The sequence below is a fragment of the Leclercia adecarboxylata genome, from assembly GCF_023639785.1.
Taxonomy (GTDB): domain Bacteria; phylum Pseudomonadota; class Gammaproteobacteria; order Enterobacterales; family Enterobacteriaceae; genus Enterobacter; species Enterobacter adecarboxylatus_D.
In genome coordinates, this window is the sequence record NZ_CP098325.1 from 3,285,631 (window position 1) to 3,297,299 (window position 11,669).

General features: G+C 58.6%; 12 protein-coding genes. 3 read left to right on the plus strand and 9 right to left on the minus strand.

Annotated elements, in window-relative coordinates:
* Positions 1-41: 41 nt before the first annotated feature.
* Positions 42-1,178 carry a 4-phosphoerythronate dehydrogenase PdxB gene (gene pdxB / locus NB069_RS15600; RefSeq protein ID WP_250585001.1) on the minus strand — a complete coding sequence of 379 codons (1,137 nt, stop codon included), beginning with the start codon at positions 1,176-1,178 and terminating at the stop codon, positions 42-44.
* Between the two features lie 114 nt (positions 1,179-1,292).
* Between pdxB and flk the strand changes: the two genes are divergently transcribed.
* Positions 1,293-2,297: a flagella biosynthesis regulator Flk gene (gene flk, locus NB069_RS15605; RefSeq protein ID WP_250585003.1), complete on the plus strand. Its 1,005-nt coding sequence runs from the start codon at positions 1,293-1,295 to the stop codon at positions 2,295-2,297.
* Between the two features lie 48 nt (positions 2,298-2,345).
* Here flk and fabB read toward each other — a convergent pair whose 3' ends face one another.
* Positions 2,346-3,563 carry a beta-ketoacyl-ACP synthase I gene (gene fabB, locus NB069_RS15610; protein ID WP_250585005.1) on the minus strand — a complete coding sequence of 406 codons (1,218 nt, stop codon included), beginning with the start codon at positions 3,561-3,563 and terminating at the stop codon, positions 2,346-2,348.
* Positions 3,564-3,721: 158 nt separating this feature from the next.
* On the opposite strand from fabB, the gene mnmC reads away from it, so the two are divergent.
* Positions 3,722-5,725, plus strand: a complete 2,004-nt coding sequence (gene mnmC / locus NB069_RS15615; protein ID WP_250585007.1) for a bifunctional tRNA (5-methylaminomethyl-2-thiouridine)(34)-methyltransferase MnmD/FAD-dependent 5-carboxymethylaminomethyl-2-thiouridine(34) oxidoreductase MnmC — start codon at positions 3,722-3,724, stop codon at positions 5,723-5,725.
* 86 nt (positions 5,726-5,811) lie between these two features.
* Here mnmC and NB069_RS15620 read toward each other — a convergent pair whose 3' ends face one another.
* The 6 genes from NB069_RS15620 to prmB all read right to left on the minus strand — a co-directional run bounded on the left by NB069_RS15620 (position 5,812) and on the right by prmB (position 10,381).
* Positions 5,812-6,093 carry a YfcL family protein gene (locus NB069_RS15620; RefSeq protein ID WP_250585009.1) on the minus strand — a complete coding sequence of 94 codons (282 nt, stop codon included), beginning with the start codon at positions 6,091-6,093 and terminating at the stop codon, positions 5,812-5,814.
* 9 nt (positions 6,094-6,102) lie between these two features.
* Positions 6,103-6,651: an elongation factor P hydroxylase gene (locus NB069_RS15625; protein ID WP_250585011.1), complete on the minus strand. Its 549-nt coding sequence runs from the start codon at positions 6,649-6,651 to the stop codon at positions 6,103-6,105.
* Positions 6,651-7,460, minus strand: a complete 810-nt coding sequence (locus NB069_RS15630) for a sulfite exporter TauE/SafE family protein (protein WP_250585013.1) — start codon at positions 7,458-7,460, stop codon at positions 6,651-6,653. Before NB069_RS15630 ends, NB069_RS15625 begins: the two co-directional genes overlap by 1 nt.
* On the minus strand, positions 7,460-8,284 hold the full coding sequence (gene mepA, locus NB069_RS15635) for a penicillin-insensitive murein endopeptidase (protein ID WP_250585015.1): 825 nt from the start codon (positions 8,282-8,284) through the stop codon (positions 7,460-7,462). The genes NB069_RS15630 and mepA overlap by 1 nt, the downstream gene beginning before the upstream one ends.
* Positions 8,285-8,286: 2 nt before the next feature.
* Complete coding sequence (aroC, locus tag NB069_RS15640; protein WP_250585017.1) at positions 8,287-9,372, minus strand: chorismate synthase; 1,086 nt, start codon at positions 9,370-9,372, stop codon at positions 8,287-8,289.
* Positions 9,373-9,448: 76 nt separating this feature from the next.
* The gene (gene prmB, locus NB069_RS15645; protein WP_250585019.1) at positions 9,449-10,381 is read right to left on the minus strand and encodes a 50S ribosomal protein L3 N(5)-glutamine methyltransferase; all 933 of its coding nucleotides are present in this window, start codon (positions 10,379-10,381) and stop codon (positions 9,449-9,451) included.
* Positions 10,382-10,538: 157 nt separating this feature from the next.
* On the opposite strand from prmB, the gene smrB reads away from it, so the two are divergent.
* On the plus strand, positions 10,539-11,090 hold the full coding sequence (gene smrB, locus NB069_RS15650) for an endonuclease SmrB (RefSeq protein ID WP_250585021.1): 552 nt from the start codon (positions 10,539-10,541) through the stop codon (positions 11,088-11,090).
* 43 nt (positions 11,091-11,133) lie between these two features.
* Here the strand turns inward: smrB and sixA are convergent, their stop codons facing one another.
* Positions 11,134-11,619 carry a phosphohistidine phosphatase SixA gene (gene sixA, locus NB069_RS15655; protein WP_250585023.1) on the minus strand — a complete coding sequence of 162 codons (486 nt, stop codon included), beginning with the start codon at positions 11,617-11,619 and terminating at the stop codon, positions 11,134-11,136.
* Positions 11,620-11,669 lie beyond the last annotated feature (50 nt).

The window sequence follows — 11,669 nt, forward strand, 5'->3', positions numbered from 1 at the left end:
CGTCCCCGGCGGAGTGTCCGCCAGGGAGCATTAAGAAGACATTAACGAACCGGGTGATGAACGGCGTTGAAACCCAGCTTATGCAGCAGCGATGCCGCAGCAGGATCATCACACATCACATACAGGGAAGACCATTCGCGGCGTTCAACGTAATGCTTACGCAGCTTGTCAAATTCACCCGGCGTACCCGCTACTTTTCGCAGCAGCGCGTCATCGCGGCGCACATCATACACTAAATGCACCAGCCTTTTCAGCGTTCCCTGATCCAGCGTGCCGTGCAGGGTGATGCGGCCAAAATCCGGGGTCGGCAGCAGGGTATCCAGGGATACCTGCTGGGATTTGCCGATAAACGCGCTGTAGGCTTCAAATACCTGAGTGGTACCGCGGGCTTTGCCTTCGAGAGTGTAGCCTGCTATGTGCGCAGTGCCGATATCCACTTTCTCCAGCAGGGCCACGTTGAGATCCGGCTCCGGCTCCCAAACGTCCAGCACTACGCTGAGTTCCTGACCGGCGTCCAGGCGCTGCAGCAACGCCGCGTTATCTACCACCGGGCCTCGGCAGGCATTAATCAGAATGGTGCCAGGCTTCAGGCGGCTTATCAGCGCGTCGTCTGCCAGATGGTGCGTTTTATAAGGGCCATCCTTAAACAGCGGCGTATGGAACGTGAGTACGTCACATTCCGCCACCAGCTCATCCAGGCTGCGAAAATCGCCTTCATCGCCACGGTCAGCGCGGGGGGGATCGCACAGCAGGGTGCGGATGCCTAACGCCTCCAGGCGCTTTTGCAGGCGTCCGCCCACGTTACCCACACCGACAATGCCTACGGTTCGGCTGGTGAGGGTGAACCCGTCGCGCTCGGCCAGCATCAGCAGGGATGAGAAAACATACTCCACGACGGCAATAGCGTTACAGCCCGGCGCGGCGGAAAAACCAATCCCGGCCTGCTTCAGCCACGCGTCATCCACATGATCGGTTCCTGCTGTTGCCGTACCGACAAACTTCACACCTTTGCCAGACAGCAGCGCCTCATTCACTTTGGTCACCGAGCGCACCATCAGGGCGTCGGCATCATCCAGCTCTTCGAGCGGAATGGGGCGTCCGGGAACGGCCTTAACCTCACCCAGGCGGCTGAACAGCTCGCGGGCGTAAGGCATATTTTCATCAACGAGGATTTTCACGTCTGAGTACCTGTTTGAGAGGAAGTTATCCGGTCAAGTGTGCCATAATCTGGCCGCCAGGCATATACGTAAACCTGGTTAACGATGAGTAACGAATTTAAGGATTTTTTGCCGATGCAGCCCATTTCAGGTACGCCGCCGCAACCTCCGGGTGAAGGCCCGCGTCCATCCCATGTCGCGGGTGAACAGCCCCTCTCCACACAGCAACGCACTGTACTGGAACGTCTGATCACCCGGCTGATCGCCCTGACGTCGCAGCAGAATGCGGAAGTGTGGGCCGGAGTCAAACACGATCTGGGAATGAAGAGTGATGCGCCCATGCTGTCGCGCCACTTCCCTGCTGCAGAGCAAAACCTCAATCAGCGCCTGAATACCGCCCAGCAAAACCACACTACCCGGCAGATGGTCTCCCAGCTGACGGAGCTGCTGAATCTGGGCAATAACCGTCAGGCGGCGAGCGATTTTATTCGCCAGCAGTATGGCCAGACGGCCCTGAACCAGCTGACGCCCGAGCAGCTTAAAACGGTACTGTCGCTGCTGCAAAATAACCAGCTCGCTATTCCGCAGCCGCAGCAGCGTCCGGCAACGGAACGCCCGCTGCAGCCAGCGGAACACAATACGCTGAAGCAGATGGTGACCAAACTTGCTGCCGCCACGGGCGAGCCGACCAAACTGATCTGGCAGTCGATGCTGGAGCTGTCCGGGGTGAAGGCGGGAGAGCTGATACCGGCCAGACAGTTTACCCATCTTGCCACCTGGCTCCAGGCGCGCCAGACGTTAAGCACCCAGAGCGCACCAACGCTGCACACGCTTCAGGCCGCGCTGAAGCAGCCGCTGGAGCCGCAGGAGTGGGATAACATTCAGGACTATGCCCGCCAGAACTGGCAGGCAACGCCGCAAACGGTGCTGACCACAGCCCAGGTTCAGGATCTGCTCAATGAGATCTTCACCCGCCGCACCGAGCGCGAAACGGGCACGCTGGAAGTACGCAATATTCAGCCGATCTACAGCCCGCTGTTTGCTCCGGTGGTCGAGACCTTCAAATCCCTGTCAGCCCGACCGGGCCTGATGCTGGTCGCCCTGTTGGTCGCGATGGCGCTAATCTGGCTGGTGATTTAAAACAAAAAAGGGAGCCATCAGGCTCCCTTTTGCTATCTGGTGTAATACTTACGCTTTCAGCTTACGCATGACCAGCGTGGCGTTGGTGCCGCCGAAACCGAAGCTGTTAGACATCACGGTGTTCAGTTCACGCTCGGTTGGCGCAGTAACGATGTTCAGGCCAGCAGCCTGCTCGTCCAGCTCTTCAACGTTGATGCTTGGGGCGATGAAGCCGTGTTCCAGCATCAGCAGGGAGTAGATAGCTTCCTGCACGCCAGCCGCACCCAGAGAGTGACCGGTCATGGCTTTGGTTGCAGAGATAGCCGGGCTGTTGTCGCCAAACACTTCGCGGATGGCACCCAGCTCTTTCACGTCGCCTACCGGAGTGGAGGTACCGTGGGAGTTCAGGTAGTCAATTGGCGTATCCAGGCCGTGCATCGCCATCTTCATGCAGCGCACTGCGCCTTCACCTGATGGTGCAACCATGTCTGCGCCATCGGACGTTGCGCCGTAGCCCACGATCTCAGCGTAGATATGTGCGCCACGGGCCAGAGCGTGCTCCAGCTCTTCAACCACAACCATACCGCCGCCGCCAGCGATAACGAAACCGTCACGGTTTGCGTCGTAGGTACGGGAGGCTTTTTCCGGGCATTCGTTGTATTTGGTGGACAGTGCGCCCATCGCATCGAACTCACAGGCCATTTCCCAGCCCAGCTCTTCGCCGCCGCCAGCAAATACGATGTCCTGTTTACCCAGCTGGATCTGCTCAACCGCGTTACCGATACAGTGTGCGGAGGTCGCACAAGCGGAGCTGATGGAGTAGTTTACGCCGTGGATTTTGAACGGGGTCGCCAGGCAAGCGGAAACCGCTGAACCCATGGCTTTGGTCACAACATATGGACCGACCGCTTTCAGGCCGCGCGGGCTACGCATGGCGTCAGCGCCGAATACCTGGGCCTTAGAGGAGCCGCCGGAACCGGCAATCAGACCCACACGCGGGTTGTTCTGATAAACGTCTTCGCTCAGGCCAGCGTCAGCAATCGCTTCCTGCATGGAGAGATAGGCGTAGATGGAGGCATCATTCATGAAACGGACCACTTTGCGATCGATCATGCCCGTGGTGTCCAGTTTTACATTACCCCATACGTGGCTGCGCATGCCGGAATCTTTAAACTCTTCAGAGAAGGTGATCCCGGAGCGTCCTTCACGCAGAGATGCCAGGACTTCCTGCTGGTTATTACCGATGCTGGAAACGATGCCCAAGCCAGTAATCACTGCACGTTTCATTCAATACCTCTGTAAGTCGCACTATTTTAAGTTTCGAGTCGCACAATAGCGTACACTTGTACGCCGAACAAGTCCGATCAGCCAATTTCTGCGGAAATTTGCACCAACAGACGCACATCGTTAAGATCGCGGCACAGCCTGTCAGACGAGTAACTTACGTGAAACAAAACGCTATACAACCCGCCAACCTCGAATTCAACGCTGAGGGTACACCTGTTTCCCGAGATTTTGATGATGTCTACTTCTCTAATGATAACGGACTGGAAGAGACACGTTATGTTTTCCTCGATGGAAACCAGCTGAATTCCCGTTTTCCGCTGCATCCCCGCGATCTGTTTGTGGTCGCCGAGAGCGGATTTGGCACCGGGCTGAATTTTCTCACTCTCTGGCAAGCGTTCGATCGCTTCCGTGCGGCTCACCCTGACGCTACGCTGCAAAGATTACATTTCATCAGTTTCGAGAAATTTCCGCTGGCCGCCGAGGATCTGCGTCTGGCGCACCAGCACTGGCCGGAGCTGGCCCCCTGGGCGGAACAGCTCCAGGCCCAGTGGCCCCTGCCCGTCGCGGGCTGCCATCGCCTGCTGCTGGACGGCGGGCGCGTCACCCTTGATATCTGGCTGGGTGATATCAACGAGCTCACCGATAAGCTGGATGACTCCCTGAATCAGCAGGTCGACGCCTGGTTCCTCGACGGCTTTGCCCCGTCCAAAAATCCGGATATGTGGAACGCGCAGCTGTTTGCTGCCATGGCTCGCCTGGCCCGTCCGGGCGGGACGCTCGCCACCTTTACCTGCGCCGGATTTGTCCGTCGCGGTCTGCAGGAGGCGGGTTTCAGGGTGCAAAAAACTAAGGGCTTTGGCCGCAAGCGCGAAATGCTTATCGGAGTGATGGAGCAGGATCTTCCCTCCCCTGCCCGCACGCCGTGGTATACCCGTACGCCCTGCGACGGGCGGGAAACCGCTGTCGTGGGTGGTGGGATCGCCAGCGCCCTGCTGTCGCTGGCGCTGTTACGCCGCGGCTGGCAGGTGACGCTCTACTGTGCCGACGACGCTCCGGCAGCAGGCGCCTCCGGCAATCGCCAGGGGGCGCTCTATCCCCTGCTGAGCGCCCAGGATGCCGCGCTGAGCCAGTTTTTCCCGGCGGCGTTCACCTTCGCCCGCCGCCTCTACGATGCCCTGCCGGTGGCCTTTGATCATGCCTGGTGCGGCGTTACCCAGCTGGGCTGGGACGAAAAAAGCCAGAAAAAAATCGACCAGATGCTGGCCCTGGGCCTGCCGGAGCAGATCGCGATGGCGGTCAATGCCGGAGAGGTGGAAGCGAGCACCGGCGTGCCCACCGGCTGCGGCGGGATCCAGTATCCCCTCGGCGGCTGGCTGTGCCCGGCCCAGCTTACTGCGGCAGTCATTAGCCTGGCGCAAACCCTTGGCCTGCAGGCGCACTATGGCCGCCGGGTGAAATCCCTGGAGCAGACCGGCACGCGGTGGACGCTGGCGTTTACCGACGGTGAGCAGGCGCAGCATGGCAGCCTGGTGCTGGCGAACGGGCATGGCATCAGCCAGTTTAGCCAGACTGCGCAACTGCCGGTTTACCCGGTGGGCGGCCAGGTGAGCCATATCCCGGCGGCTGCGCATCTTAGCCAGCTTCGCCAGGTGCTCTGCTATGACGGGTATCTGACCCCGCAAAACCCGGCTAACGGCCAGCACTGTATCGGCGCCAGCTATCATCGCGGGCAAACCGTCCCCCAGTACAGCGAAGAGGACCAGCAGCATAATCGCCAGCGTCTGCTCGACTGCCTGCCGCAGGCAGCGTGGGCGCGGGAAGTGGATGTCAGCGCCGGTGAGGCGCGCAACGGGATTCGCTGTGCCACCCGCGATCACCTCCCGATGACCGGTGCGGTGCCGGACTATGACGCCACGCTGGCGGCGTATCAGGATCTCGTCAACAACAAATCGCAGGCGGTCACCGCCCCGGAGTTTCGTAATCTGTTTGTGCTTGGCGGGCTGGGTTCACGCGGACTCTGTACGGCCCCGCTGACGGCGGAAGTGCTGGCCGCGCAGATGAGCCACGAGCCGATCCCGCTGGATGCGCAGACGCTGGCGGCGCTGAATCCGAATCGGTTATGGGTGAGGAAGTTGTTGAAGGGGAAAATGGTTAAAGCGTAGGCCCGGTAAGCGCAGCGCCACCGGGCATCTGGCGAGGGAGCCGATTTATTGCCGGGCGGCGCATTCGCTTGCCCGGCCACCGTCTCTTATGCGTTTACGCGGGCCTTCTGAAACAGCGTATCCCACATCCCCAGCACCAGTGACTGGTCGCGTGGAGAGAGCTCGCCCGCCAGAATGGCTTTTTCCAGGCTACGGGAGACTTCAGCGTGGACCGCGTCCGGAGAGTGATCATCACCGGCTTCCAGCTCGGCAACCGCCAGCGTCAGGTGACCACGCAGATAACCGCTGGCAAACAGTTCATCGTCACTGGCGTGCTCCACCATGTCATCAATTAACGCCAGAATGCGTGATTCAAATTCTGCGATCATCTTCTTTCCTCAGTTAAGATCTTCCGGCCACGGGAAGTGTTCCGCCGTGATGTCCGGCGTGTGGTAATAATTCTGTAAGGCCTTGATCAAGCGCGCCGGACGTTCCGGAATGCCTTTCTCAAGATACTCCATCACCTGCGCGTGAACGCGGCGCTGGAAGACAATGCGGTCTGGCTCGAAGTCGCCTTCGAGGTTGTCACAGCTGACGTTGAACGGGAATCCTGCCGCCACGCACAACAGCCACTCCAGCGCCTGGGGTTTAACCTCAACATCTTCAAATTTCCCCTGGGTCGCGGCGTCGCGGCCGTCCGGACAGTACCAGTAGCCAAAGTCCACCAGCTCGCGACGCGCTTTTCCTGCGATACACCAGTGCGATATTTCATGCAAACCGCTGGCGTAAAAGCCGTGGGCGAACACGATCCGGTTGTAAGGGACTTCCGCATCTGCAGGAAGATAGATCGGTTCGTCGTCGCCTTTAATCAGACGGGTATTAAAATCATCCGCGAAGCAGCCGTCGAAAATCTCAATCAGCTGTTCGTATTTATGCGTACTGTTCATTAGTTCATCCCCAACCAGTGGAGGATCTCCTGTCCGTGGCTGTCATAAAGAAGTTTGGCACTCATTACCGCCGAGACAATGACAATCATTGGACGGATGAGCTGTTGCCCTTTGCTTAACACCAGGCGCGAACCTGCCCGTGCGCCCAGAAATTGTCCGGCCATCATCACAAAGCCGGTCGCCCAGATAACCTTCCCGCCGATGATAAACAGCAGCAGGCCGCCAACGTTCGAGGTGGCGTTCAGCACCTTGGCATGGGCGGTGGATTTAGCGAGGTTAAAACCGGCCAGCGTCACGAACGCCAGGGCGTAAAACGACCCGGCGCCGGGGCCGAAGAAACCATCATAAAAACCGACGCAGCCACCGGCAATGAGCGCAAAGGGCAATCCGTGCAGGCGGCGCTGTCTGTCCTCTTCGCCGAGCTTCGGCATCAGTAAAAAGTAGAGGCCAATACAGATAACGAGGATGGGTAAGATCTGGCGCAGGATATCGGACTGCACATGCTGAACCAGCAGCGCCCCGCTGGTCGAGCCGATAAAGGTCATCAGGATATTGAGCTTCTGGTCGGCGAGGTTCACCACCTTGCGGCGGATAAAGTAGATCGAGGCGGATAAGGATCCGCCGCACGCCTGTAGCTTGTTGGTCGCCAGCGCCTGCGCCGGGCTCATCCCGGCCGCCAGCAGGGCCGGAACGGTTAACAGCCCGCCACCGCCGGCCAGCGCATCAATAAAACCCGCCAGCATAGCGATAAAAAACAGCGCCACTAACAGCAGTGGCGATACCATAAACAATTCAGCAAATTGGTCCATTAGAGGGCATGCTCATCCAGTAGCGCCTGACAGGAAGGCGGCAACGGAGGCGGTGTCTTCTTCTCAGGCTTGGTCGATCCAGGTTTCGCTGGCTCAAACCAGCTTTGTAATTCCGCACCGCAGCCATCGCCTGGTGGCGGTAACGGTTGATCTTCACACTCGAGGCTGTTCGCCGGGCAGCGCAAACGGACGTGCATATGCGCACGGTGCTGGAACCAGGGTCGCACTTTACGCAGCCAGTCGCGGTCGGTTCCGGCATCTTCACACAGCTGCTGCTTGATGGCCGGGTTAACGAAGATGCGCGTAACGTCGTTATCTTTTGCCGCCAGCTTGATCATGCTGGAGACCTCCTGCGACCAGAGCGACGGCACCACATGCTTGCCGTCGCGGGCAACCAGATCGAGCGCCTGGGGCTTCATCAGTTGTGCCGACGTCCAGCGGGTTTTCGGCAGCTGCAGGAAGATATCCACGTCCAGCCCGGTTTGATGGCTGGCGTGGCCGCCGTTAAAGCGTCCGCCTGCGGGCATCCCCATATCGCCAATCAGCACCGTACCCAGCCCGAGGTTATGCACCTGGTTGCTGAGGCGCTGAATAAACAGCACCAGATCCGGATGACCAAAGTAGCGACGCTGATCGGTGCGCATCACCTGATACGTAGAGGACTGCTGCGGCAGCGCCTCTGCGCCAACGATACAGCCATTAGAGAACCCGCCGATGGACTGGGCGCTGCCCGCCACCGGGTGGGTGATTTTTTGCCAGGGCGTTGCCGCCAGAGCGGCCCCGCTGGCAAGCAGCGCCAGCAGAGCAATTGCGGTTTTTTTCATGGTTACCAGCGTGGAATGGTGGTCGTCACATCTGCATTCTGCGCGCGCTGGCGCAGGAAGTGATCCATCAGCACGATCGCCAGCATCGCTTCGGCGATCGGCACTGCGCGAATCCCAACGCAAGGATCGTGACGCCCTTTGGTGATCATCTCAACTTCTTCGCCAGCGCGGTTAATGGTGTGGCCCGGCACGGTAATGCTGGAGGTCGGTTTCAGCGCGATGTTCGCCACAATCTGCTGCCCGCTGCTGATGCCGCCCAGAATGCCGCCCGCGTGATTGCTCCGGAAGCCTTCTTTCGTGATCTCGTCGCGATTCTGGCTACCGCGAAGCTGAACCACGTCAAAACCGTCGCCAATCTCTACCCCTTTCACTGCGTTGATGCTCATCATCGCATGGGCAATATCGGCGTCGAGGCGATCAAAGACCGGCTCGCCCCAGCCCGGCGGTACACCATCCGCCACGACGGTGACTTTGGCACCAATGGAGTCGCCCTCTTTCTTCAGGCCGCGCATCAGTTCGTCCAGTGCTTCCAACTTCGAGGCATCGGCACAGAAGAACGGGTTCTGTTCTACCTGATCCCAGTCGACAATCGCCAGTGGGATATCGCCCATCTGGGTCAAACAGCCGCGGATAACAATGCCAAATTTCTGCGCCAGATATTTTTTGGCGATGGCGCCTGCCGCCACGCGCATGGCGGTTTCACGGGCGGAGGAGCGACCGCCGCCGCGATAGTCGCGAAAACCGTATTTCTGCTCGTAGGTATAGTCGGCGTGGCCCGGACGGAACACATCCTTGATGGCGCCGTAATCCTGGGAACGCTGATCGGTATTCTCAATCAGCAGGCCGATGCTGGTGCCGGTGGTGCGTCCTTCAAAGACGCCTGACAGGATTTTGACTTGATCCGGCTCGCGGCGTTGGGTGGTATAGCGCGAGGTGCCCGGGCGACGCCTGTCGAGATCGTGCTGTAAATCGGCTTCGGTCAGTTCGATGCCAGGCGGCACGCCATCAACGATGCAACCCAGCGCCAGCCCGTGAGACTCGCCAAACGTCGTCACACGGAATAATTGTCCAATACTGTTTCCTGCCATTACGGCTCCGTTTTCGTTGTTCTGTGTTTGAGCTTTCTGTGTTTGCGCAATGTGAAACGGGCCGAAGCCCGTTGGATTAATCTTTGTAGATGCTGAAGTGCTCGCGCGCGGCGAGAAGCTGCGCTTTGGTCAGCATGAAGACGCCGTCACCACCGTTGTCGAACTCGAGCCAGGTGAACGGCACATCCGGATATTGCTCCATCAGATGTACCATGCTGTTACCGACTTCACAAATCAGAATACCGTCGTCGGTCAGATAATCCGGCGCACAGGCCAGGATGCGGCGGGTCAGCTTCAGGCCGTCGGAGCCGGAGGCCAGGCCCAACTCCGGCTCGTGACGATATTCGTTCGGCAGATCGGACATGTCTTCCGCATCAACGTACGGCGGGTTGGTGACGATCAGATCGTACTGCAGCGTCGGCAGGTCGCGGAACAGGTCAGAGCGAATTGGCGTAACGTGATGGATCAGGCCGTGCTCTTCAATGTTGTGCTCGGTCACGGCCAGCGCGTCGGTGGAGATATCTACGGCATCCACTTCCGCTTCCGGGAAGGCGTAAGCGCAGGCGATGGCAATGCAGCCGCTGCCGGTACACATATCCAGAATGTGCTCAGGCTGATGGTCAATCAGGCCGGCGAAGTGGTTGTTAATCAGCTCACCAATCGGCGAGCGCGGCACCAGCACGCGTTCATCGACAAAGAATTCATGGCCGCAGAACCAGGCTTTGTTGGTGAGGTAGGCTACCGGGATACGCTCGTTTACGCGACGGATCACGCGCTCAACGATGCGGTGTTTTTCACTGGAGGTGAGACGCGCAGAACGCATATCTTCCGGGATATCCAGCGGCAGATAGAGCGACGGCAGCACCAGCTGTACCGCCTCATCCCACGGGTTGTCGGTACCGTGACCGTACCAGATATTGGCCGCGCTGAAACGGCTGACCGCCCAACGCAACATGTCCTGAATGGTTTGCAGCTCATTCACCGCTTCATCGACAAAAATTTTATCCACTATGTTCTCCAGGGCATGCTCGCTAAATTTTCGGCGGCTAGTGTGCCATGAAGACGGCGATAAATCAGCACTGTCGCTAACGGCCTGGGGGTAAAAAATGCGTTTTGCTGTACGGCGAGTCAGGTACACTGTCGGAAATAAGAGATGAGACGGACCCATGAAAAAGAAAACATCCTTGAGCCAGGAGGATCAAACGCTGTTTCGTCAGCTGATGACAGGCACGCGTAAAATCAAGCAGGACACCATCGTCCACCGCCCGCTACGTAAAAAAGTAAGTGAAGTTCCGGTAAAACGCCTGATCCAGGAGCAGGCCGACGCCAGCCACTATTTTTCCGACGAGTTCCAGCCGCTGCTGAACACGGAAGGCGCGGTGAAATACGTGCGGTCGGACGTCAGCCATTTTGAGCTGAAAAAATTGCGTCGTGGAGATTATTCGCCGGAGCTGTTTCTCGATCTGCACGGGTTAACCCAGATGCAGGCGAAACAGGAGCTGGGCGCGCTGATTGCCGCCTGCCGCCGGGAACATGTCTTCTGTGCCTGCGTGATGCACGGCCACGGCAAACATATTCTTAAACAGCAAACCCCGCTGTGGCTGGCTCAGCATCCACACGTGATGGCGTTTCATCAGGCACCGAAAGAGTACGGCGGAGATGCCGCACTGCTGGTATTGATAGAAGTCGAAGAGTGGCAACCGCCTGAGCTGCCCTGAGAGGCAGGCGGGTGGCTGTTGCTACCCGCCTGGATCCAGTGCGTCAGATAGCTTTTGCCATCTTCAGATTGCAGGGGCTCATCTGCCAGTTGAACACGCCAGCACCCGTTTCATTGAGGGTGACGTTGGCAATGGCAGAGGTGCTGAACATCGGCGGCGTTTCGCCCGGGCAGAGTTCAGCTACCAGATAGCCGACTAACGGCAGATGTGAAATCACCAGCGCAGAGGCGACACCTTCATTGCACAGCGCCTGAAGATAGGCACTGACAAGACCCACATCGCCACAGGGGGTAAGCTCTGGCAGAACTTCGACGCTGTCAGGCAGGTTCATACACTCCCCCACCACGTCCAGCGTCTGTTCAGCGCGTAAGAACGGGCTGACGAGGACACGCTCAATATCCACTTTTTGCCCTTTCAGCCAGGTAGCCATTTGACGGGATTCGTCACAGCCGCAAGGCGTCAGAGGACGTACAGAGTCACTGGCAGCATCAAGTGCCGCGTCACCGTGACGCATGATAAAAACTTGCATATTGCACCGCTTTTGTTGACCAGGATCACCGGTGTTACTTCCCCGCGTGA